This window comes from Sciscionella sediminilitoris (assembly GCF_000737195.2).
GTDB classification, from domain to species: domain Bacteria; phylum Actinomycetota; class Actinomycetes; order Mycobacteriales; family Pseudonocardiaceae; genus Sciscionella; species Sciscionella sediminilitoris.
The window spans coordinates 109,889-131,945 of sequence record NZ_JALM01000003.1 but is presented as its reverse complement, the minus strand read 5'-3'; the positions used below and the strand labels follow the sequence as shown (position 1 = coordinate 131,945).

Below are 22,057 nucleotides of genomic sequence, written 5' to 3'. Positions count from 1 at the left end.
GAGCCTAGCCGGGCCGTATTTGACCGGTCAATAGATCAATTGCCCGGTCAAATGACTGTTCTGCGCGCCTCATACCGATGGCACGCGTCCGCGCGCAAACTGGCCGGTGTGCGGCCCATGACTTCACGGCCCGGTCCGATGCTGGCGCTCGGTGCGCTCGGGATCGTCTTCGGCGACATCGGCACGAGCCCGCTGTACTCCTTGCAGACCGTGTTCTCGGTGGACAACCACGCGATCCGGCCGGTTCCCGCGGATGTCTATGGCGTGATCTCGCTGGTGTTCTGGTCGATCCTGCTGATCGTGTCGGTGAAGTACGTGGTCTTCGTGATGCGCGCGGGCAACGACGGCGAGGGCGGCATCCTGGCACTGACCGCGCTGATCCGCAGGCTCGCCGGCGGCCGGACCCGGTTGATCGCGCTGGTGATGCTGCTCGGGATGATCGGGGCCGCGCTGTTCTTCGGGGACAGCCTGATCACCCCGGCCATCTCGGTGCTGTCCGCGGTGGAGGGCATCGAGACGGTCGATCCCGGGGTGAGCTCGGCCATCCTGCCGATCGGGGCCACGATCCTGATCGTGCTGTTCCTGGTGCAGCGGTTCGGTACGCACCGGGTCGGCGGGCTGTTCGGGCCGATCATGCTGCTGTGGTTCCTGACCCTGGCCGCGCTGGGGATTCCGCAGATCGTGCGGGATCCCGGGGTGCTGCGTGCCCTGTCCCCGAGCTACGCGGTCCTGTTCGTCGCGGAGAATCCGTTCATCGGGTTTCTCGCACTGGGCTCGGTGGTGCTGGTGATCACCGGGTCCGAGGCGCTGTACGCGGACATGGGGCACTTCGGGCGGTCACCGATCCGGCGGGCGTGGTTCGCCGTGGTGTTTCCCGCGCTGACGCTGAACTATCTCGGGCAGGGGGCGCTGCTGCTGCGCGATCCGGCCGCGGTGGCGAACCCGTTCTATCTGCTCGCCCCGGGATGGGCCCGGATTCCGCTCGTGGTGCTGGCGACCCTGGCCACGGTGATCGCCTCGCAGGCGGTCGTGTCCGGCGCGTACTCCATGGCCAGGCAGGCGATCCGGCTCGAGGTGCTGCCGCCGCTGACGGTGCGGCACACCTCGCGGCGGGAGAGCGGCCAGATCTATGTGCCCGCGGTGAACTGGATCCTGATGGCCGGTGTGCTCGTGCTCATGGTGACCTTCGGATCCTCGACGGCCCTTTCCACCGCCTACGGGCTCGCGGTGACCGGCACCCTGCTGCTGACCACGGCGCTGTTCCTGGTGCTCGCGCATTCGGCGTGGCACTGGCCGCGCCGGTGGCTGGTGCTCATCGGCCTCGTGTTCGGCGGCACCGAGCTGGCCTTTTTCTGTGCCAACCTCACCAAGATCGCCCACGGCGGCTGGCTGCCGCTGTTGCTCGGGGCCCTGGTCGTCACGATCATGCTCACCTGGCATCGCGGGCGGCGACTGATCACCGCGCGGCGGGCCGGTACCGAGGGCAGCCTCGCCGATTTCGTGGAACGGCTGCACGCACGGCCACCGGCCCGGGTCCCCGGGACCGCCGTGTTCCCGCATCCCACCAAACAGACCGTTCCGCTGGCGCTGCGCGCGAATGTCGAGTTCAACGAGGTGATCCACGAGCGGGTGGTCATCGTCTCGGTGATCGCGGAGAACCAGCCGCACGTGCCGCGCGGGGAACGGCTCGATGTCGACCCGCTCGCCCACGCGGACGACGGGATCGTGCACCTGTCCGTACGCTTCGGGTTCCACGACGACCAGGACATCCCGGCCGCGCTGCGCGATGCCTTCCTGCTCACGCCCGAACTCGAGGCCGATCCGGACACCGCCTTCTACTTCCTGTCCAGGATCACCATCGAACGCGGGCACCGTGCGGACATGCCCGCCTGGCAGCAGCGGTTGTTCATCGGCCTCGCGCACAATGCCGCCTCGCCCGCGGGCTATTTCCGGCTTCCGGTGGATCGCACCGTCGTGATGGGTACCCGCATCGAGCTGTGAGTGTTCCGCAGCCGGGGATCGCACACGGTCGGCCGACGGGTTCGGGCATCCGCTGCAGCGGGGACACGACGGGGAAGTAGGTGTAGTCCCGCAATGTGCCCTGCTCGTCCTGAAGCACCAGCCGGGGAATGATCTCGGCGGGGTCGGGGCGCTGGGCACGCGGTGCGGCAGCGGATTCCGCGAGAAGTCCCCGCAGCCGGGTCAGCAGGCTCCGGCAGCTTGTCGCTCAACCCGCTGAGCTTGCCCTTCATCGAGTCCAATGCGGACACATCGGCGCTGAATCCCTCGTGTTTCGCCACCAGTGGACTCTTCAATCCGACGCCGTGGCAAGTCTGACGCGGCGGCCGGTTCTCGAGTGCGGTTGCCGGACACGCGAGGATGCCCGGCCGGTGCACCGGCCGGGCACCCCGGTCCTGCCGGGCTCAGGCGATGAGCTTCGTCACCACGGGGCCTGGACGTTGTTGGAGGCGTCGCACCAGCTGGCGATGGGCTGGGCGCTGGCCAGGCACTTGATCTGCGCCGAGTTGTCGAAGCGGGCGGAGGAGTCCCCGTTGACCGCCCATTCGGTGCTGTTCAGCTCCTGTTTGGTGCGAATGGGCTGCACATCGTAGGGGGCGAGCCCGAGAATGTCGTTGGAACCGATGGCCACATTGAAGTGGCCGAGGTCGACGCTGTGCGATTCGCCGGGCTGGAGGTCGTTCTTGAGGGTAACCTGGGTGTACTGTTTGTTATTGATTTCCAGGATCTGCAGGTTCCAGTTCAAATCATTACTGACGCCGGAAAGCCTGCCGAGTGCGTTTCCGTTGAGCCAGAATTTCGTTCCCGCAGGAATGTTCTCCACGTGCCCCGATCGGTCGGCGACATTGCTGATGACGAATTTCTGCGGATCGGCGATGGCCCCGCCGTAGGCGCTGACCTGGACGAGGTCGACCGATTTGGCCGGTGGGAGTGCGCGGTCGGTGCTGCCCGCCGCCGATGCGGTACCGGCGACACCGGCTGCCGTCGCGAAGGCGAGTGCGATCGCGACGAGGGATCTGCGAACCGTGCGAGTTGTCATCAGTTGTTCCTCTTTCCCCGTGGGCCGCCCATGACAGCCCCCTTGTATCGAAGGTTAATCCGGCCGAATGGCCGATCGATGTCCTTTTCCTGGATCACTAATGGATCGAAGGACGAATGGAACATTAGTTGCCGAGCGGTTTACCGGACAAGATCGAGTGTGTTGTTTCCCCCTGCGCGGGGAGCGTTTTCCCGGTTTCTCCAGGTGAAAAGAATGTTTTCCGATGGAACTATCGGTGGGGTGATTCGACCGATTCTACTTCGCGTACCGGTGTAGACCGAATTGCCGGAGAAATTCGCACGGAGAGTAGAGCGGTTTCGGTGGCGCTGATACGGATGGTGCTACGGGCCCGGGTCACACCGGGAAATCGGGGGTCTCGCGCAGCGCCGCTTCGATCCGGGAGCTCGCGGCCCGCAGTGCGGTGACCAGTTCCGGCACCAGCCCGGTGTGGAACCGCGCGGTCGGCATCGCCAGGGCCAGTCCCGCGCAAGGGGTGCCGGGACGCACGGTGATGGCGACGCCGATCGCGGTCAGACCGGTCTCGGTGCGCTGATGGTTGAGTGCGAAACCGTTCTCCCGCACCGCGTTCAGCTCGTGCCGCAGTGCCGCCGTTTCGATGCTCCGATCGGTCCGGTACAGCTCGGTCACCCGCTCGGGTTCCATCGCGGCGAGCATGGCCTTGCCCGCGGAGGTCAGGTGCAGTGGTTTGGCCCGGCCCGCCCGGTCGGTGACGCGGAGTACCTGGTCGCATTCCACGGTCCGGACGAACCGGGCCTCGCCGCCGACCGCGACCATCAGCTGCGCGGTCTCGTTGACCTGTCCGACCAGCCTGGCCATGGGTTCACCGGCGATCCGGCGTAGCACGGCGACCGAGGACTCCATGGTGTCCACCTGACGCAGCAGCGGTCCCGGGTGGTAGCGCCGGTCCGCGTCCTGGGTGGCGAACTCCCGGTACACCAGCATCGAGAGCAGCCGGTGCGCCGTGGAGGGGGACAGCGTCAGCCGCTCGGCGATATCGGTCACCCGCAGCGCGCCTTCCTGCTGCAGCAGGGCCGCGGCGTGCAGGGCGTTGTCCACGGACTTCAGCGGATACGGCGGCGGATTCTCCATAGCAGAAAAATCTATCCCACGGAGCGGCATATGGTCCACGGTCGGGGCATGTCCGAAGGAACCAGTGCGAAGACGGTGCGCCTGGCCCGCGGCGATGCGCCCGGCCGGCCGCCCATGACCCCGGAGCTCGATCGCCTCTACGACCGGCTGGAGGACGAGCTGCTCGTTCCGCTGTGGACCGAGATCGGTGAGCTCATGCCGGAGAGCCCGCGGCCGGACGCGGTGCCGCATCGGTGGGCCTGGCGCGCGCTGCTCGAGATGGCGCGGCAGGCGGGTGATCTGGTGCCGGTCGGCCGCGGCGGGGAACGCCGCGCCCTGGCGCTGGCGAATCCGGGCCTCGGCGGCCGCCCGTTCGTCACGCCGACCCTGTGGGCCGCGGTGCAGTATCTGAACCCGCGTGAGGACGCGCCCGTGCACCGGCACACGCAGAACGCGTTCCGCTTCGTCATCGAGGGCGAAGGTGTCTGGACGGTGGTCAACGGGGACCCGGTCGCCATGCGCCGCGGGGATTTCCTGCCGCAGGCCGGATGGAACTGGCACGGCCACCGCAACACCAGCGACGCGCCGATGGCCTGGCTCGACGGGCTGGACATCCCGTTCTCGTACGCGATCGATTCGGCGTTCTTCGAGTTCGGCGCCGAGGATGTGGGCACCGAGGAGACCCCGGAGCGGTCCCGTTCGGAACGGCTGTGGGCGCATCCGGGCCTGCGCCCGCTCACCCGGCTCGGGCCGAGCCCGGCGACCCCGCTGCTGGCCTATCGCTGGGAGTACACCGATCGCGCACTCGCCGATCAGCTGGCCCTCGAGGCGGAGGGTTGTGCGGTCACCCCGGAACCCGGGCACGCGGCGGTGCGCTACACGAATCCGAGCACCGGCGGAGATGTGCTTTCCACCGTCCGCGCGGAATTCCACCGTTTGGCACCGGACACCGCGACGGCGAGCCGCAGGGAGGTGGGGTCCTCGGTCTATCAGGTGTTCGACGGCCGGGCACTGGTCACGGTAGGCGCGGCGAGCTGGCGGGTGGAGCGGGGTGATCTGTTCGCCGTGCCCTCCTGGCAACCGCTGCGCATCGAGACCGAGCACGGCATCGATCTGTTCCGGTTCGCGGACACCCCGATATACGAGCGGCTCGACAAGGACCGGGTCGCGGTCGCGGAGCAGGAGGGAACACGATGAGGCTGGCCACGATCCAGGACGGCGCGCGCACCCGCGCGGCACGGGTGGAGGGCGCGGAGTACGTCGAGCTCGACGCCCCGGATGTGGGTGCCCTGCTCGCCGAACCCGGCTGGCGCGAACGGGCCCGCGCGGCCGACGGCAAGCGGTACGGAACCGGGGATGTCCGGCTCGCCCCGGTGACCCCGAATCCGGGCAAGATCGTCTGTGTCGGGCTGAACTACCGGAAACACATCCTGGAGATGGGCCGGGAACTGCCCGAGTATCCGACCCTGTTCGCGAAATTCGCCGACACGCTGATCGGTGCGGAGGACGACATCCTCGCGCCCCGGGAATCGGAAGCGGTGGACTGGGAGGCCGAACTGGCCATCGTGCTCGGCGCCACAGTGCGGCGGGCCGACGCGGAGAGCGCGGCCGCGGCCATCGCCGGATTCACCGTGCTCAACGACGTTTCGATGCGCGACTGGCAGTTCCGCACCCGGGAGTGGTTGCAGGGCAAGAACTTCGAGTCGAGCACCCCGATCGGGCCGGTCCTGGTCACCCCGGACGAGCTGCCCGGGGAAGTGCGACCGCGCCTGGCGATCGGCACCGAGGTCAACGGCGAACGGATGCAGCAGGCGCAGACCGACGATCTGGTGTTCGACCCGGTCCGGTTGGTGCAGTACGTGTCCACCATGGTGTCCCTGCGTCCCGGGGACGTGGTCGCCAGCGGCACACCGGGCGGGGTCGGCCATGCCCGGACTCCGGCGAGGTATCTGCGCGCGGGTGATCGGGTGGTCACCGAGATCGAGAACATCGGCAGGCTGGACAACCGGGTCCGGGCGGACTCGTGAACCACGAACACCTGCAGGCCTGGCTCGCGGAGTGCACGGACCGGTTGCTGCGCGCGATCGACGGCTTCACCCAGCCGGATTTCGAGCGGACCACGGCACTGCCCGGCTGGACCGTCGGTCATCTCGTCGCGCACCTGCACCACAACGCCGAAGCCTTGGGGCGCTTGGTCGATTGGGCCGCCACCGGTGTGCCGAACCCGATGTATTCCGGGCCCGAGCAGCGCGGTGCGGAGATCGAACGGTCCGCGCGGCTGCCCGCCGAACAGTTGCGGGCGCTCGTGCGCCGTTCGGCGACCGAGCTGGAATCGGCCATGGCCGGACTGCCCGGAAAGGCGTGGTCCGCGACGGTGGTCACCGCGCAGGGGCGTGAGGTGGCGGCCACGGAGATCCCGTGGCTGCGGTTGCGCGAGGTGACCGTGCACGCGGTGGACCTCGATACCGCGCGTTTCGCTGATTTCCCCGCGGAATTCCTCGAGGCGCTGGCGCGGGAAGCCCTCGAGCGCAGGCTCGGCCGCGGCGAAGGCGCACTGCTCGCCGGATTGCTCACCGGCCGGGACCACCCGTCCTCGCTCCCGGCGTGGTTGTAGCGCCGCAATCGATCGGAGGTCGTCGCCATGTCCGAATTGCGGGCGAGGCAGTTCGTCAACGGGAAACTGGTCGGCTCGGCCCGGCACGGGATCGCGCGCAATCCCGCTACCGGCGCGGTGCTCGGGCACTACGCCGACGCCGAGGAAAACCAAGGCGCACAAGCCATCGCGGCCGCGCGCGCGGCCTTCGAGGACACCGCGTGGCCGAGTGACCGGCGGTTGCGCAGCACGGTGCTGCTCCGGATCGCCGATGCCGTCGAGGCGCGCACCGAGGAGCTGGTGCGGCTGCTCGCCGAGGAGAACGGGAAAACCCTCGGCCAGGCGCGCTTCGAGCTCGGCCTGACCCCGAGCAAACTGCGCTACTACGCCGCGCTGGCGCTCACCGACACCGGCCGCGCCGCCGAGGTGCGCCCGGGGCTGCACGTGCGCAGCCTCGCGGAACCGGTCGGCGTGGCCGGGATCATCACGCCGTGGAATTCTCCCGTGGTGCTCTCGGTGCGCGCCTTCGCCCCGGCGCTCGCCGCCGGATGCACCGCCGTGCTCAAGTTCCCCGGGCAGACCGCACTGGTCACCGGGGTGCTCAACGAGATACTCGCCGAGATCCCGGAACTGCCCGCCGGGGTGCTGAACGCGGTGACCGAGAGCGGGAACGACATCGCGCGGCTTCTGGTGCGCAGCCCGGACATCCGGGCGCTCAGCTATACCGGGAGCACCGCGGTCGGACGCCGGATCATGGCGGACGCGGCGCCGCTGTTGAAACGGCTCAGCCTCGAACTCGGCGGGAAGAGCCCGATGATCGTGTTCGAGGATGCCGACCTCGACGCCGTGGTCCCCGCGCTGACCGCCGGGATCACCACCTTCGCCGGGCAGTTCTGCATGGCGGGCAGCAGGATCCTCGCCCAGCGCGGCATCGCGGACGAACTGCGGGGCCGCTTGGCTGCGGCGCTGGAGGCGGTCCGGGTCGGTCCGGGGGACGATCCGCGCACGGAGATGGGGCCGCTGATCGACGCGGAGAGCGTGCGGCGGGTGGACGAACTCGTCACCGCCGCCCTCGCCGAGGGGGCGACCGCGGTGGTGCGCGGTGGCCCGGTGGCACCAGGCGAACCGGTCGGTTACTACCGGCCCGTGCTGCTCGAACCGCCCGATGTGCACGCCCCGATGGTGCAGCAGGAGGTCTTCGGCCCGGTCGCGACCTTCGAGCGGTTCGGCACCGAGGACGAGGCGATCGGCCGTGCGAACGCCACCGAGTTCGGCCTCGCGGCCGCCGTGTGGACCCGCGATGCCGACCGTCCGGCGCGGGTCGGGCGCAGGCTCGCCGCGGGCACCGTGTGGACCAACGACTGGGCGGTGGTGGTGGATCAGTTCGAGGAGGGCGGTTTCCGGCAGAGCGGGCTCGGCAGGCTCAACGGGGAGCGCGGGCTCGCCGAGTTCCAGGAAACCAAGACCTACGTGCACGCGGTGGCCTAGATGGCTCCGCGCGCTTCGATTCTGGTTCCCCTGCTCTGCTGGTCCATGGTGCTCGTCGAGGGCTACGACATCATCTCCTTCGGGACCGTGGTTCCGGTGCTGCTCGCGGATTCCGCTTCCGGATTCGGCCCGGCCGACCTCGGCTGGGTCGCCTCCGCGGTGTTCGCCGGCGCGCTGCTCGGTGCTCTCGGTTCCGGCTGGCTCTCGGACCGCTACGGGCGCCGTCCCGTCGTGCTCGCGGCGGTGGCCGTGTTCAGCGTGTGCACGCTGCTGACCGGGTTCGCGGCCGGACCGGTTCCGCTGGCGCTGTTCCGGTTTTTCGCCGGTCTCGGGATCGGCGCCGTGCTGCCCGCCGCTTCGGCGCTGACCCTCGAGTACGCGAATCCCCGGTACCGCACGGTCAGCTACACGCTCATGCTGTCCGGGGTGCCGCTCGGCGGGGTGCTCGCCGCGCTGCTCGCCCTTCCGGTGCTGCCGCATCTCGGGTGGCCGTGGGTGTTCTTCCTCGGCGCCATCCTCGGCGGGATCGGGCTGCCCGTCTGCTTCCGGTTCCTTCCGGAGTCCGCCGAATACCTCGCCGCCACCGGCAGGGGCGCCGCCGCGGAATCCGGACCGCCCGCCGGGGACGGTATCTTCCGGCGCGGCTATGCCCTGGCCTCCGTGCTGTTCGCGGTGAGCACCTTCGGCGGTCTTTTCGCCTGGTACGGACTGGCCACCTGGCTTCCGGGGATCATGAACCGGGCCGGATACGCGCTCGATTCCGCGCTGGTCTTCCTGCTCGTGCTCAATCTCGGTGCCGTGCTCGGCTCGCTGTTCATCGCCGCCGCGACCGATCGCTGGGGCAACAAGCCGGTCGTGGTGCTCACCTTCCTCGGGCTGACCGCGGTCCTGTTGCTGCTCGCGGTCGAACTGCCGCTGGCGCCGCTGCTGCTGTGCATCGCGCTCGCCGGTGCCGGTGGGCACGGTGGCCAGATCCTGGTCAACGCGTTCGTGGGCAATTCCTATCCCACGGCCGTTCGCGCGCGGGCACTCGGCTGGAACCTCGGCGCCGGGCGGCTGGGCACCATCGTCGGCCCGATCATCATCGGCGGCGTCGTTGGTGGCGGCGCGCCGCTGACCGGGTTCCTCGTGTTCGCCGCGGTGTCCCTGCTCGCGGCGGTGCTGCTGGCGCTCGTCCCGCGCACCCCGGCGCTGCGCGAACGACAGGCGGCGCGCCGCTGATCCGCCGCGGTCCGGTCACTCCTTCCCGGCGGCCGGGGCACCCGTTCGCTGCCGGGTGTCGTGGATGGGCCGGATCCGGTTGGTGTGGGCGAGGATGGTGGTGGTGAGGGCTTCCACCGGTTCGGCGGGCGCGTGCGGGTTGGTGAGCAGGACCAGGTCGAGTTCGGGAAGTTCGGGCAGGCCGGTGCTCGCGGGCACCTCGACGAGGTCGGTGGGCAGCAGGCTGCGCGGGAAGATCGAGACACCGAGACCGGCCCGGGTGGCGGCGAGTACCGCGTTGTGCCCGCGCGCCGTGCACGCCAGGCGGTATCTGACCCCGGCCTGTTCCAGTTTCTGCACGGCCAGCTCGCGGCTCGGGCTGGGGGCCGGGTAGACGATCAGCGGCACGGGGCGTTCGTCGTGCCAGCCGAGGTTGCTGCCCTCGACGGCCGCCCAGACCTGGCGGTCCCGGCGCACCAGCCGTCCCCGGCCGTCTCCGGGTGGGGTCTTGAGGAAGGCGACATCCACGTGGCCGGACTCCACCCGCCGCTGTAGCTGAATCCCTTGGGACACCGTGAGATCCAGGGTGAGCCCCGGGTTGAGGTGGCGGAAATCCCGCAGGATCCGCGGTACCTGGGTCAGGGCGAGATCGTCGGTCACCCCGAACCGCAGCCTGCCCCGCACCCCGGCGCCGGTGAAATAGTCCGCCGCCTGGGCGTGTGCCGCGAGAATGGAGCGGGCGAATCCGACCATCGCCTCCCCGTCGACGGTGAGCGTCACACTCCGGGTATCGCGGACCAGCAAGGGACGTCCGACCGTCTCCTCCAGTTTGCGGATGTGCTGGCTGACCGTCGGCTGCCGGAGCCCGAGCGTGGTCGCGGCCTGGGTGAAGCTCAGCGACTGGGCCACCGCGAGGAAGGTACGCACCTGATCCGGAGGAAACATTGCCGCCCACCCTAGAGCATGTCGTCGAGCGATCCATTGCGATTCACAATAAGAATTATTGCACCGATTCCGGTTGAAAATCAGTGCCCGCGCCCGATGATGGGGGAGTACGCCTGGCCCATGAAGGAGGCGCATCGCGGTGACCGCCGCGCGCGAAAGACGCGAGCATGCCCGAATCCGATCGACCATTTCCGTCCCGCGGTGCGCCCGGTTCGCGGCGGTACGGCGCGGCGGAGCCAAAGCCCGGGACCGCTTCCTCGCCTCCGATCCCGGGCTGATCCGGTTGTTCAGCGCGGTTTCCACCGTCGGCGGGGTGCTGCTCACCCTGCTCGTACTCGGCCTTTCCGGTGCCCCCGCGCGGGTGGTGCTGGTCGGCGCGATGGGGGCCATGGCCGCAGGGGCGACGGTCAGCGATCCCCGCCCGGGCGGCAAGGCGATCACGCTCGCGGCCGCGGTACCGGTCGGCCTGCTGGCCCTGTCCCTGGGCACGGTACTGGCCCCGCACCGGGTGATCGCGGATTTCGCCTTGCTGCTGCTGATTTTCACCGTGGTGTTCGTGCGGCGTTACGGGCGGCGCTGCGATGCGCTCGGCGGCATCGCGTTCCAGTTCTTCTTCACCGCACAGTTCGCGCACGCACGCCCGGAACAGTTGCCGGTGCTGTGTTCGGTCGTGGTGCTGGCGATCGGCTCGTCCGCGGTGGTGCTGCTGTGCCTGATCCGGGACACCCCGGAGCGCGCGCTGCGCCGGTTGCGGCACTCCTTCCGGGCCCGGCTGGCCGCGGTCGTGGATGCCATGATCGCGGTGGCCGAGGCCGAATCCGGTGCCACCGCGACAACCGCGCTGCACCGGAACACCGCCCGGCTGCACCAGTGTGCCCTGATGATCCAGTCCAGATTGGACACCGCAAACGTGAACCCGCTGGTGCAGCGGCGGATCGCCGAAGCGGAGACCGCGGCCGAACGGCTGGGAGTGTTGTTGTCCCGCAACGGTTCCACGCCTGATCCAGGGCTCGCCGCCGAACTGCGCGCGCTGCGCCTGCTGCTCTCCCAGCCGCATGGCCTCACGCCGGGAACCTCGCCCGCCGGGGAACTCCGGGAGTGTCACCGCGCCCTCGGCGAGCTGACCCGGGCCAGTGCGCGGCTACGGCACGCGTTCGGTACCGCAACAGAGGAACCCGGCGATCAGCCCGCCCGGGAGGAGGCGGCTGCCGAGACGCCGAGCGGCCTGCGTCACCCCGGCACCCGGGCCGCCGTGCAGGTCACCATCGGCTCGGCGGTGGCGATCCTGGGCGGCGAGCTGCTGTCCACGCAGCGCTGGTACTGGGCGATGCTCGCCTGCTGGGTGGTCTACATCAACACCTCCTCGGTGGGCGAGGTGCTGCTCAAGGGATACCGGCGGCTGGCCGGGACCTTCGCCGGGGCGTTCGCCGGGATCGGCCTGGCCGCGCTGGTCGCCGGGCATGTGTGGACGACGTTCGCGCTGGTGCTCCTCGGCCTGTTCGGGGCCTTCTATCTCGCCGCGGTCTCGTACTTGCTGATGTCGCTGTTGATCACCACGATGGTCGGCCTGCTGTACACCCTGCTCGGTACCTACAGCGATGCCGTGCTGGTGCTGCGGATCGAGGAGACCGCACTGGGTGCGGCAAGCGGACTGCTCGCCGCGCTGCTGGTGCTGCCGCAGCGCACCCAGCGCCGCACCGATGAGCAGCTGGCCGAGGTGCTGCACCGGATGCGCGCCTTCCTCGGCCAGGCGTGCGCCCGGCCCGCCGGGACACCTCCGGGTCAGCTGCTGGATGCGGCCCGGGCGGTGGACACCGGACTGGACGCCTTCCGCGCCTCGGCGCAGCCGCTGATCCATCCGGCCAGCCCGCTGCGCGACCGGCGCAGCCGCGCCCGTCAGCTGCTGGGACTACTGGAAACCAGCGCGTATCACGCGCGCAGCCTCGCCACCACCGCTGCCGAGGATCCGCGGCTCGCAGAAACCGGGAAGTCCTTGGCGCACAACCTGAGCACGGTGGCCGAGCTCGTCCGCGGTGACCACGCGAGCCATGCCGGGGACGCCGCTTCGGTGGCACGGCACGCGCGCGAGCTCGAGGAGAATGTGCTGTGCCGCAGTGGAAGTCCGCGGCCGGTGGAAGTGGCGGTCTCCCACCGGCCGCGGCCGGTCACGCCGAGGCGGCCGCCGGGTTCCGCAGCATCTCGAGCGCTTCCAGCAGGTGCCCCCGGAACCGCGCGTGGTTCTCGCTCATCGGGAAGTGCCCGATCTCGGGCATCTTGATGAACTTGCCGTTCTTGATCCGGCTCGCGGTGCGGGCGCTGTCCTCCGGGGTGGTGAGGTAGTCGTACTCGCCGGTCAGCATCACGACCGGGCAGCGGTCGGTGTCGATCTCGCCCAGCCGATCGCGCAGATCGTGGTCCACCGAGTAGAAGTGCAGATCGCCCTTGAACGCCTCGGAACCCTGGGAGTAGTAGAACCAGGTCTTCCACCGGTCGGACTCGGGCGACTGCGGGGCCATCAGGTCCCAGGTTCCACTGGCGCAGACCTGGGCCGCGTTGGCGTGCGGATGCTGCCACCAGTCGAGGTAGAAACCGGGGGAGTAGTCCGCGCCCTCGACGGCGAGCACTCCCGCGAACCGGTCCGGGTGACGCAGCGCCAGTTGCAGCGCGGCGTTCCCGCCGAACGAGGAACCCATGAACAGCGGATCCTTCAGTTCCAGGGCATCGCAGAGCGCGAGGATGAAATTGACGTAGTGCTCGGCGGTGAGTTTGTACTCTTCCTTCCACCACTCGGTGTTCTCCGGCGGATCGGACTTGCCGTGCCGGGGCAGATCGTAGGCGATCACCCGATAGTTCGCGGTGATCTCCTCATCCTCGAGCAGGTCGCGCCACTGGTGGTTGTGGCAGCCCGCGGTGTGCTGGCAGACCAGCGGCTGGCCGGTGCCGTTCTCCAGGTAGAAGACCTTGTATTCGAGGCCGTCGACCTCGATCGTGATGTAGTGCCCGGTGACCGGGGAGATCTTGCTCATGATGGTCCTTTCTGTGTCCGGCCGGGTCTCAGACCGGGGAACCGACGACGCGCAGCAGTTCGATCTGCCGGGTGATGCAGCGCAGGTTCTGCATGAGGACGAGCACCTCGCCCTCCAGGCGCATATCGCGCTGGAACGTGGCCGACCAGATGCCGTGGAACATGGGCGCCGGGACCGGGGCGCCGAATTCGCGCCAGGTCTGCGCACTCGCCCGGATCGCGAACTGGTAAGGAACGTCGAGCGGCCCCGGATCGACGGCGATTCCGGTGACCCTGCCGGACTCGACCTGGATCACGTAGCTGCGTTCGGCGGCGTCGAGCAGATAGGAACACGTGAAGTATTTGCCGTGCGCCTTGATTTCCGCGTCGGTGTTGCTGGCCTCGGCGAATGCCTCGGCCCACGCCCGTGCCGAGGGGGCACGAGTAGCCGTTGTCATCGACTGCTCCTCTCTGAGCGGATGAAAGGGAAATGTCACGAGCCGCCGATTCGCGGTGCGACGCGGTTCATCCAATCCCGCACGCTCGGCGAGCGTCCAATACCTGCGAGCAACGGATCGATAGCCCAGAACAATTGGTCCCGCGGGCTCCGCGCGCTTACCATGACCGCGTGGCCGAACCGCCAGAGCTGCGCCTGATGCGCTACTTCGTGGCCGTCGCCGACGAGCTCCACTTCGGGCGTGCGGCGGCCCGGTTGCACATCAGCCAGCCGTCACTGAGCGTGCAGATCCGCAAGCTGGAGCATCAGCTCGGCGCGCGGCTGCTCGAACGGGACAGCCGCCATGTGACCCTGACCAGGGCGGGAATGGTGTTCCGTGAGGAGGCCGAGCGCCTGCTCACCGGTGCCGAACGACTCGCGGCGCGCACCAGGAAGGCCGCGTTCAACGGCGGGAACGGCAGCCTGATCGTCGGGTTCCAGGCGAACGCGGCCGCCGAACTGACCCCGAAGATCCTGGCCGCCTTCCAGACCCGGTTCCCGCGGGTGCAGGTCGAGATGCGGTCCTACGATTTCGCGGACCCCTATGTCGGACTGGCCAACGGCAGCACCGATGTGGCCTTCGTGCGGCCGCCGGTGCTCGTCCAGGACTGGTTGTCCATCGAAACGCTGTTCGTCGAGCCGCGGGTGCTCGTCATGTCCGAGTACTGCCACCTGGCCGGGCGTCCCCGGGTGTCGGTGCAGGACGTGGTCGGCGAACCCTTCGTGGGGCGCAGGGCACCCGAGTACTGGCGGGATTTCTGGCTCGCGACCGAGTCCCGCGGCCCGTACACCGTCCGGATTGGCGCCGAGGTCGGCAGCGTGGACGAGTGCTTCGAGGCGATCCTCGCCGACCGCGGGGTCGCGTTCACCCAGGCCTCCACCCAGCGGTTCTACGACCGTCCCGGGCTGGCCTTCGTCCCGGTCGAGGATCTGCCACCGTCACCCTTGGCGATCGCGTGGCGCAACGACATGGACGCCGGTCCGGTGCACCAGTTCGTGGAGACCGCGCGCATGCTCGCCGCGCTGGACCTGGTGCCTTCCGCGACCCCGGCCACCGCGGATCCGGCCGCGATCGCGCACTGATCACGCACGCTCGGACCGGTTCAGTGCCCGGGCTACTGCGCGGTGCCGTCCAAGGGGGTTCCGGTGATCTCCGAGCGCAGCGTGTTGAGCTCCTCGTGGTGGTGCACGGCGGTCTCCGAGTCCCGCGCGGCGAGTTCGAGCGCGAGCCCGTGCAACAGGGCGAGCGGGACGAGCAGTTCGTTCGCCGCGCCCGCGGTGGATTCGGGCAGCCGCAGGATCTGGTCGGCGCGGTCGGGTTCGAGGATCTCGAACGCCTCGGTGAGCAGCACGGTGTAGGCGCCCGCGGTGCGCGCGTGCCCGAGCACGATCTCGGTCTCCCGGAACACCCGCAGCGGGGCGATGACCACGAGGGCGTGCTCGGCGCGCACCCGCAGCAGGTCGTCGGCGAGCCGGAAACCGGTCGCGGTCCAGGAATCCGCGTCGATCCCGGCCCTGCGCAGCGCGAGGGCGAAGTTCTCCGCGACGGTACCACTCGGCCCGATGCCGAACACCCAGATCCGGCTCGCCGTGGACAGCCGCCGTACGGTTTCGGCCCACTGCTGTTGCGGGATCAGCGAATGGGCCTGTTCGAGCAGGTTTCCCCCGGCGCCGAGCACCGCGTCCAGCACGGTCGCCCCTTCGCTGGGCAGCCGCTTCACGCGTTCGCCGAGTACCTTGGCCGGATCCCGGCGCCGGGCCACGTGTTCCACGAGCGCGCGTTTGAGCTCGCCGAGCCCGTCGAAACCGAGCTTGCGCGCGGTGCGGATGACGGTGGCATCGCTGGTCCCGGTGACCGCGCCGAGCTGGGCGGCCGAGGAGACCGCCGCCTCCTCCGGGTGCTCGGTCAGGTAGTCGGCCACCGCGCGTTCCCCCGCGGCGAGCTGGCCCGCCCGGGCGATGCGCCGGCCGAGCGATGGTGAAGTGTTCACGTCGCCTACTTTCTTCTACGCGAAGTAAATGCTACGTTCAGCGTCATGGCACCAGTTCAGCAGATCCGGGTGGGCGTTGTCGGTGTGGGCACCATGGGCAGTCAGGTACTGCGCCGGCTCGCGATGCGCGGGATCGAGGCTACGGGATTCGAGCGATTCGAGCTCGGGCACGACCGCGGTGCTGCGGGCGGGCAGACCAGGATCTTCCGGATCGCCTACAAGGAGGGCGGGCGTTATGTGCCGCTGTTGCGCGCGGCCCGGAGCGCCTGGCTGGAGCTCGAGGAACGGACCGGGCAGCGGCTGTTCGAACCGTACGGCGCGCTGACCGTCGGTTCGGCCGGGGACCCCGATGTGCGCACGGTGCTCGATGTCGCGCGGCAGTGGTCGGTCGACGGCGAGCTGGTCGAGGAATCCGCGTATCCCCAGCACCGGCTCTTCGAGGGCGATCTCGCCTTCCTGGACCGCGAGGGCGGGCTGCTGCATCCGGCGCGCGCGGTCCGGGCGGCGAGTTCCTGCGCGCTCGAGGCGGGCGCGCGCGTGCACACCGGGACCTATGTGGAGGAGGTCGGCGAATCCCGCAATGGGGTCGCGGTGCACTATCGGCGCGAAGGGCAGCGGCACACCGAACACTTCGATCAGGTCATCGTGTGCACCGGGCCGTGGATCGGCGAGGCTTTCCCGATGCTGCGCCGCGCGGTGGAGGTACGCAGGGCGGTGCTGTGCTGGTTCTCCGGTGCCGAACCCGGATACTGGGCGCCGCAACGGTTTCCGGTCGGTATGCGGCGCAGCGGCGGGGAGAACCGGTTCTCCTTCTTCCCGGATGTCGGCGACGGGGTGAAGATCAATCTGCATGTCGAGAAATCCACCGTGCCGGATCCGGAACGGCTCGATCCGGTGGTGGACACCGATTATCTGCAGCGGGTGACCCGCGCGGTGACCCGCTGTCTTCCCGGGCTGCGCGCCGAACCGCTGAGCGTGCGGACCTATATGGAGGGCTACACCGAGGACAACCACGGCATCATCGGCCGGGTTCCGGGCAGCCCGAACATCCTTGCCATGGGCGGATTCTCCGGGCACGGCTTCAAACTCTCCCCGGTGTTCGCCGAGGCCGCCGCCGATCTGGTGTGCGAGGGCCGCACCGAATGGCCCGTGGAACACCTGGGGATCGAGCGAATCGCCGCCTGACCGAGGCACGATCGAGAGGAGAAGGCATGCTGCGGATCGGTATCGACGTCGGCGGGACGTTCACCGATGTGACCGCGCTCGACACGGAGACGGGCGCGTTCGAGGTGTACAAACTGGCCTCCACCACCGAGGACCAGTCGATCGCGGTCACCGAGGGAGTGCGGGCCATCCTGGAGCGCACCGGGAAACCCGCCGCCGAGATCGGGTACCTGGGGCACGGCACCACGGTGGCGACGAACGTGGTGCTGGAGGAGAACGGTGCGCGCACCGCCTTGCTCACCACCGGCGGGATGCGCGACATCCTGGAGATCGGCCGCCAGCAGCGGCCCGCGCTCTACGATCTGGACGCGGACAAGCCGGCCACCCTGGTCCCGCGGGAGCAGGTGTACCCGGTCGCCGAACGGGTGGACGCGGACGGGAAGGTGCTCGTCCCGCTCACCGAGGACGCGCTGACCGGTCCCGCGCGGCGCATCGCCGAGTACGCGCCGGAGGCGATCGCGGTCTGTTTCCTGCACAGCTACCGCAATCCGGAGCACGAGGCGGCGGCGGTGCGGCGGCTGCGTGAACTGTTCCCCGAGGCCTATGTGTGTTCCTCGGCGGCGATCGCCCCGGTGTTCCGCGAATTCGAGCGGTTCTCCACCACGGTGGTCAACGCCTATGTCGGGCCGCGGATCGAGCGTTATCTTTCCCGGCTCGCCGGGCGCATCGCCGAGCTCGGGGTTCCGGTCGAACCGCGGGTGATCGGTTCCGGCGGCGGTCTGTCCACACTGGACGCGGTACGGAACTATCCGGTCGGCACCCTGCTCTCCGGTCCCTCCGCAGGGGTGGTCGGTGCGGTGCACCTGGCGCGCACCGCGGGATACCGCGATCTGATCACCTTCGACATGGGTGGCACCAGTACCGATGTGTGCCTCGTCGCGGGCGGGGAGGCCACCCCGAGCGCGCAGCGCAGCATCAACGGGCGCCCGGTGCGCACTCCCTCGCTGGACATTCACACCGTCGGCGCGGGCGGCGGCAGTATCGCCTCGGTGGACGGCGGCGGGGCGCTCGAGGTCGGTCCGGCCAGTGCCGGATCCCAGCCGGGGCCCGCAGCCTATGGGCGCGGCGGGCAACGGCCGACGGTCACCGATGCGAACGTGCTGCGCGGGCGGCTCAATCCGCGGTTCATCCTCGGCGGGGCGCTCGCGGTCGACTATCCCGCGGCCGAACGCGCGGTGGCCGAGGTCGCGCAGGGGATGCGGGTGGACAACGCCACCGCGGCCCGCGGGATCGGGCGCATCGCCGCGGTGAACATGGCCGGTGCGGTGCGCAAGGTCTCGGTGGAGGCGGGGGAGGACCCGCGCGGATACGTGCTCGTGGCCTTCGGCGGGGCGGGCCCGCTGCACGCCGTGGAAGTGGCGCGGGAGGTCGGGATGTCCACCGTGCTCGTGCCGCCGAACCCGGGAACCCTGTGCGCGCTCGGCCTGCTGGCCACCGATATCCGCGGCGAGTTCACCCATGCCGTGCTCGCCGAGGCGCGGGAGCGGGAGCTGGGCGCGGTGAACGAGGTACTGGCCGGATTGCGGGCCACGGCGGTGGGCTGGCTGGACGAGCAGGCTCCCGAAGGTGCCACGCGCACCATCACCGGGGTGGCCCGGATGCGGTACGCGCGGCAGAACTTCGAACTCACCGTCCCGCTCGAACAGTCCATCGTGGACTCTGCGGCACTCGGCGGTCCAGAGCTGGCACAGCTCACCGCCGCCTTCCATGCCGCGCACACCAAGGCCTACGGCTACGCGCACGAACAGGCCACCGTGCAGCTGGTGGAGCTCGCGCTCACCGCGACCGCCGAGGTCCCCCGGCCGGTGATCCCGCGGCTTCCCGGGAAAACCGGTGCCACCGAACCGATCGAGCACCGCATGGTCGACTTCGACGCCGGGGATCCGGTGCGCACCCCGGTGTACCGGCGCGCGGATCTGGGCGCGGGAGCACGGTTCGACGGTCCGGCGATCGTCGAACAGATGGACACCACCACCGTGATCACACCCGATGCGCACGCCCGGGTGGACGAGTACGGCAACATCCTCATCGAACTGGAGGGGCACTCATGGACCTGATCACCGTGCAGGTCATCGGCGCGTCCCTGGTGAGCATCGCCGAGGAGATGGGCGCGGCGCTGCGCAGGGCCAGCTATTCCACCAACATCAAGGAACGCAGTGACTGCTCGACCGCGCTGTTCGACCGGGAGGGAAAGCTGGTCGCGCAGGCGGAGAACATGCCCATCCACATGGGTTCGATGACCGGGCTGATCGATGCCCTGCTCGCCGCGGATCTGACCGTGCGCGAAGGGGATGTGTTCATCACCAACGATCCCTACTACGGCGGCGGCACCCATCTGCCGGACATCACCATGGTCAAACCGGTGTTCTCCGGCGGGCGGCTGGTGGGCTACAGCGCCAACATCGCGCACCACTCGGACATCGGCGGCCGGGTGCCGGGCAGCAACGCCGGGGACTCCACCTCGCTGTACGCGGAGGGGCTGCGCATCCCGCTGGTCCGGTTCGCCACCGCGGCGGGAACCGAACACGCCCCGCTGGCCTTCATCGCGCTCAACTCGCGGCTGCCCGCCGAGCGGCGCGGGGACATGCTCGCCCAGCTGGCCTCGGTGGAGCTCGGCGAGCGCGGGCTGCTCGAACTGCATTCCCGCTATGGCACCGAAACCGTGGCCGCGGCCACCGACTATCTGCTGGAGCACGCGCGCAACCGGCTCGCCGCCGCGGTGGCCGAGGTGCCGGACGGCAGTTACACGTTCACCGATGTGCTCGATCCCGACGACGGCGGCGAACCGACCGAGATCCGGGTGCGGGTCACCGTGGACGGGCAGTCGATCGCCCTGGACTTCGCCGGAACCGGGCCACAGTCCCCGGTCGGGATCAACGTGGTGCGCCCGGCGCTGGAGGCCACGGTGTTCTACGCGCTCAAGGCCGTGCTGGATCCGGGGATCCCACCGAACGGCGGATTCTACGGTGCGGTGCGGATCAGCGCCCCGAAGGGCAGCATCGTGAACCCGGCCGAGCCCGCCCCGGTCACCGCGCGCACCGACACCTGCCAGCGGGTGGCCGACACCGTGCTCGGCGCACTGGCCGAGGCCGTCCCGGACCGGGTGCCCGCCGCCAGCCACAGCACCGTCACCTATGTGACCTTCTCCGGGGAACACGAAGGGGAATTCTTCGTCTACCCGGAGGTCGTGGCCGGTGGCGGTGGCGCCCGGCAGCACAAGGACGGGATGGACGCGGTCCAGGTGCACATCACCAACTCCTCCAACCTGCCGATCGAGGCACTGGAACAGGAGTACCCGCTGCTGGTGGACACCTACGAGCTGATCACCGATTCCGGTGGCACGGGTGAACACCGGGGAGGGCTCGGGGTGCGCCGCGACATCCGGGTGCGCGCCGAACGGGCCGAGTTCTCCGCGCACGCCGACCGGCAGCACAGCAGGCCGTGGGGCACCCGCGGCGGCGCGGACGGCACGAGCGGACGGTTCGTGTTCAATCCCGGGCGTCCCGGCGAACGGGTGCTGGCCTCGGGGCGCATCTCCGGGGTGGAACTGCGCGAGGGCGATGTGCTCCGGGTGGAGAGCCCGGGCTCCGGTGGTGCCGGTGATCCGCGTGAACGCGATCCGGAACGCCTCGCCGAGGACGTGCGCGCGGGCCGGGTCTCCGAATCGGCGGCGCGCCGGACCTACCGCGGAACCGACTGAACATTCCCGAAAACCCAAGGAGGACAAGGATGTCGACTCCGGTGACCACCGCACCCGCGAAACGGTCGCTGGCCCGCAGGGCGCTGTGGGCGACCTGGTCGGGCTGGGGGCTCGACGGGTTCAACAAACAGATCCTGCCACTGGCCATGGCCGGGATCCTGGTCGCGCTCGGGCTGACCAAGGCCGATGCGGGGGTGGTCACCGGTACCGTCGCGGTGGTCACCGCGGTCGGCGGGATCATCGGCGGGCGGGTGGCCGACAAGTTCGGCCGGGTGCGCGTGCTGGTGGCGATCATGATCGGCTACAGCATCGCCACCGCGCTGGTGGCCACCGCGCAGGATCTGCCGCAGCTGATGCTGTGGGTCTCGCTCGCCGGGTTGTTCCTCGGCGCGGAATGGCCGGTGGGCGCGGCACTGATGGCCGAGTACGCGGATCAGCAGCGCCGCGGCCGGACCCTGGCCTGGGTGCAGTCGGCCTGGTCGGTCGGCTGGGCGCTGGCGAACCTGTCCTTTCTCATCACCAACCTGGTGTTCGCCCCGGCCACGGCCTGGCGGGTGATGTTCCTCGTCGGACTGCTCCCGGCCATCGTCGCCCTGATCGTGCGGCGCGCACTGCGCGAGGCACCCAACACCACCGCGACGGCGGGCGCGCAGCCCCGGGAACGCGGGGTCTACCGGGAACTGTTCGGCGCGGGGCTGCGCAGGCGCACCATCGTCGGCGCCCTGTTCGGTGCCGCCGGACTGGGCAGCACCCAGGCGATCCAGACCTGGATCCCGTTGTATCTGGCGCAGGAGCGCGGGCTGAGTATCAGCGGGGCCGCCATCTATCTGTGGTTCATGATCGCCGGAAACTGGCTCGGCTACGTGCTCGGCGGGCAGCTGCACGACGCGATCGGCAGGCGCTGGGCGTTCACCGCGTTCTATCTGGGCACCGCGGTGTTCGGGCTGCTGTTCCTCGGGGTCGCCGTGGATGCCCTGTGGTTCAACCTGTTGCTTGCCGCGCTCGTCGGATTCTTCATGGCCGCGCAGGCCTCCGGAAAGGGCGCACTGTTCACCGAACTGTTCCCGGCCCGGGTACGTGCCTCCGGCGCGGGCATCTGTTACGAGTTCGGCGCGCTGTTCACCGGACTGATCTCCGCGGTCATCGGCTGGACCTCCGGACAGCTCGGCCTCGGCAATGCCATCGCGATGGCGCTCGGCCTGTGCACCGTGCTGACCGTGGTGCTCATCTGGCTGCTGCCGGAAACCCGGGACTGGGAACTCGACTAGA

Annotated in this window: 18 protein-coding genes; 12 read left to right on the top strand and 6 right to left on the bottom strand. The window is 69.6% G+C overall.

Features of this window, described 5'->3' with window-relative positions:
* Positions 1-117: 117 nt before the first annotated feature.
* Entirely contained in the window at positions 118-2,001 is a 1,884-nt protein-coding gene (locus AD72_RS01065; RefSeq protein ID WP_037344468.1) for a potassium transporter Kup, read from the top strand.
* Positions 2,002-2,440: 439 nt separating this feature from the next.
* Here the strand turns inward: AD72_RS01065 and AD72_RS01060 are convergent, their stop codons facing one another.
* Positions 2,441-3,058 carry a hypothetical protein gene (locus AD72_RS01060; protein ID WP_031464428.1) on the bottom strand — a complete coding sequence of 206 codons (618 nt, stop codon included), beginning with the start codon at positions 3,056-3,058 and terminating at the stop codon, positions 2,441-2,443.
* A gap of 354 nt (positions 3,059-3,412) precedes the next feature.
* Positions 3,413-4,168, bottom strand: a complete 756-nt coding sequence (locus tag AD72_RS01055; RefSeq protein ID WP_031464427.1) for an IclR family transcriptional regulator — start codon at positions 4,166-4,168, stop codon at positions 3,413-3,415.
* Between the two features lie 48 nt (positions 4,169-4,216).
* On the opposite strand from AD72_RS01055, the gene AD72_RS01050 reads away from it, so the two are divergent.
* From AD72_RS01050 to AD72_RS01030, 5 genes are read left to right on the top strand one after another with little or no spacing between them, the layout of a single operon-like run.
* The gene (locus AD72_RS01050) at positions 4,217-5,344 is read left to right on the top strand and encodes a cupin domain-containing protein (protein WP_031464426.1); all 1,128 of its coding nucleotides are present in this window, start codon (positions 4,217-4,219) and stop codon (positions 5,342-5,344) included.
* Positions 5,341-6,174, top strand: coding sequence for a fumarylacetoacetate hydrolase family protein (locus AD72_RS01045; protein ID WP_031464425.1), 834 nt, complete (start codon positions 5,341-5,343; stop codon positions 6,172-6,174). Before AD72_RS01050 ends, AD72_RS01045 begins: the two co-directional genes overlap by 4 nt.
* Entirely contained in the window at positions 6,171-6,761 is a 591-nt protein-coding gene (locus tag AD72_RS01040; protein ID WP_031464424.1) for a maleylpyruvate isomerase N-terminal domain-containing protein, read from the top strand. Before AD72_RS01045 ends, AD72_RS01040 begins: the two co-directional genes overlap by 4 nt.
* A 27-nt stretch (positions 6,762-6,788) precedes the next feature.
* Positions 6,789-8,228 (top strand): aldehyde dehydrogenase family protein, encoded by a 1,440-nt coding sequence (locus AD72_RS01035; protein WP_031464423.1) that lies wholly within the window; start codon positions 6,789-6,791, stop codon positions 8,226-8,228.
* Positions 8,229-9,449 carry an MFS transporter gene (locus tag AD72_RS01030; RefSeq protein WP_051897670.1) on the top strand — a complete coding sequence of 407 codons (1,221 nt, stop codon included), beginning with the start codon at positions 8,229-8,231 and terminating at the stop codon, positions 9,447-9,449.
* Positions 9,450-9,464: 15 nt separating this feature from the next.
* Here AD72_RS01030 and AD72_RS01025 read toward each other — a convergent pair whose 3' ends face one another.
* Positions 9,465-10,373 carry a LysR substrate-binding domain-containing protein gene (locus AD72_RS01025; RefSeq protein WP_037344465.1) on the bottom strand — a complete coding sequence of 303 codons (909 nt, stop codon included), beginning with the start codon at positions 10,371-10,373 and terminating at the stop codon, positions 9,465-9,467.
* 139 nt (positions 10,374-10,512) lie between these two features.
* Between AD72_RS01025 and AD72_RS01020 the strand changes: the two genes are divergently transcribed.
* Positions 10,513-12,651: an FUSC family protein gene (locus AD72_RS01020; protein WP_051897667.1), complete on the top strand. Its 2,139-nt coding sequence runs from the start codon at positions 10,513-10,515 to the stop codon at positions 12,649-12,651.
* Here the strand turns inward: AD72_RS01020 and AD72_RS01015 are convergent.
* Positions 12,539-13,399 carry an alpha/beta fold hydrolase gene (locus AD72_RS01015; protein WP_031464419.1) on the bottom strand — a complete coding sequence of 287 codons (861 nt, stop codon included), beginning with the start codon at positions 13,397-13,399 and terminating at the stop codon, positions 12,539-12,541. The two genes, AD72_RS01020 and AD72_RS01015, sit on opposite strands and share 113 nt — an antisense overlap.
* 28 nt (positions 13,400-13,427) lie before the next feature.
* Positions 13,428-13,835, bottom strand: a complete 408-nt coding sequence (locus AD72_RS01010) for a hypothetical protein (RefSeq protein WP_031464418.1) — start codon at positions 13,833-13,835, stop codon at positions 13,428-13,430.
* A 170-nt stretch (positions 13,836-14,005) separates the two neighbouring features.
* On the opposite strand from AD72_RS01010, the gene AD72_RS01005 reads away from it, so the two are divergent.
* The gene (locus AD72_RS01005) at positions 14,006-14,956 is read left to right on the top strand and encodes a LysR family transcriptional regulator (protein WP_231644700.1); all 951 of its coding nucleotides are present in this window, start codon (positions 14,006-14,008) and stop codon (positions 14,954-14,956) included.
* Between the two features lie 32 nt (positions 14,957-14,988).
* Here AD72_RS01005 and AD72_RS01000 read toward each other — a convergent pair whose 3' ends face one another.
* Positions 14,989-15,864, bottom strand: coding sequence for a MurR/RpiR family transcriptional regulator (locus AD72_RS01000; protein WP_031464416.1), 876 nt, complete (start codon positions 15,862-15,864; stop codon positions 14,989-14,991).
* A 45-nt stretch (positions 15,865-15,909) separates the two neighbouring features.
* Here AD72_RS01000 and AD72_RS00995 point away from each other — a divergent pair, with 45 nt between their 5' ends.
* Genes AD72_RS00995 through AD72_RS00980 form a run of 4 tightly spaced genes read left to right on the top strand, consistent with a single transcriptional unit; the run spans position 15,910 to position 22,056 of the window.
* The gene (locus tag AD72_RS00995; RefSeq protein WP_031464415.1) at positions 15,910-17,049 is read left to right on the top strand and encodes an FAD-dependent oxidoreductase; all 1,140 of its coding nucleotides are present in this window, start codon (positions 15,910-15,912) and stop codon (positions 17,047-17,049) included.
* A gap of 26 nt (positions 17,050-17,075) precedes the next feature.
* The gene (locus tag AD72_RS00990; protein ID WP_031464414.1) at positions 17,076-19,145 is read left to right on the top strand and encodes a hydantoinase/oxoprolinase family protein; all 2,070 of its coding nucleotides are present in this window, start codon (positions 17,076-17,078) and stop codon (positions 19,143-19,145) included.
* Positions 19,136-20,788, top strand: a complete 1,653-nt coding sequence (locus AD72_RS00985; RefSeq protein WP_031464413.1) for a hydantoinase B/oxoprolinase family protein — start codon at positions 19,136-19,138, stop codon at positions 20,786-20,788. Before AD72_RS00990 ends, AD72_RS00985 begins: the two co-directional genes overlap by 10 nt.
* Before the next feature lie 29 nt (positions 20,789-20,817).
* Positions 20,818-22,056, top strand: coding sequence for an MFS transporter (locus AD72_RS00980; RefSeq protein ID WP_031464412.1), 1,239 nt, complete (start codon positions 20,818-20,820; stop codon positions 22,054-22,056).
* Position 22,057 lies beyond the last annotated feature (1 nt).

What these genes read in the sequence shown, in the direction of transcription:
- AD72_RS01010 (WP_031464418.1), bottom strand. Translation starts at nt 13,835, where the DNA reads ATGACAACGGCTACTCGTGCCCCCTCGGCACGGGCGTGGGCCGAGGCA.
- AD72_RS01030 (WP_051897670.1), top strand. Translation starts at nt 8,229, where the DNA reads ATGGCTCCGCGCGCTTCGATTCTGGTTCCCCTGCTCTGCTGGTCCATG.
- AD72_RS00980 (WP_031464412.1), top strand. Translation starts at nt 20,818, where the DNA reads ATGTCGACTCCGGTGACCACCGCACCCGCGAAACGGTCGCTGGCCCGC.
- AD72_RS01035 (WP_031464423.1), top strand. Translation starts at nt 6,789, where the DNA reads ATGTCCGAATTGCGGGCGAGGCAGTTCGTCAACGGGAAACTGGTCGGC.
- AD72_RS01055 (WP_031464427.1), bottom strand. Translation starts at nt 4,168, where the DNA reads ATGGAGAATCCGCCGCCGTATCCGCTGAAGTCCGTGGACAACGCCCTG.
- AD72_RS01065 (WP_037344468.1), top strand. Translation starts at nt 118, where the DNA reads ATGACTTCACGGCCCGGTCCGATGCTGGCGCTCGGTGCGCTCGGGATC.
- AD72_RS01045 (WP_031464425.1), top strand. Translation starts at nt 5,341, where the DNA reads ATGAGGCTGGCCACGATCCAGGACGGCGCGCGCACCCGCGCGGCACGG.
- AD72_RS01060 (WP_031464428.1), bottom strand. Translation starts at nt 3,058, where the DNA reads ATGACAACTCGCACGGTTCGCAGATCCCTCGTCGCGATCGCACTCGCC.
- AD72_RS00985 (WP_031464413.1), top strand. Translation starts at nt 19,136, where the DNA reads ATGGACCTGATCACCGTGCAGGTCATCGGCGCGTCCCTGGTGAGCATC.
- AD72_RS01025 (WP_037344465.1), bottom strand. Translation starts at nt 10,373, where the DNA reads ATGTTTCCTCCGGATCAGGTGCGTACCTTCCTCGCGGTGGCCCAGTCG.
- AD72_RS00990 (WP_031464414.1), top strand. Translation starts at nt 17,076, where the DNA reads ATGCTGCGGATCGGTATCGACGTCGGCGGGACGTTCACCGATGTGACC.
- AD72_RS00995 (WP_031464415.1), top strand. Translation starts at nt 15,910, where the DNA reads ATGGCACCAGTTCAGCAGATCCGGGTGGGCGTTGTCGGTGTGGGCACC.
- AD72_RS01050 (WP_031464426.1), top strand. Translation starts at nt 4,217, where the DNA reads ATGTCCGAAGGAACCAGTGCGAAGACGGTGCGCCTGGCCCGCGGCGAT.
- AD72_RS01015 (WP_031464419.1), bottom strand. Translation starts at nt 13,399, where the DNA reads ATGAGCAAGATCTCCCCGGTCACCGGGCACTACATCACGATCGAGGTC.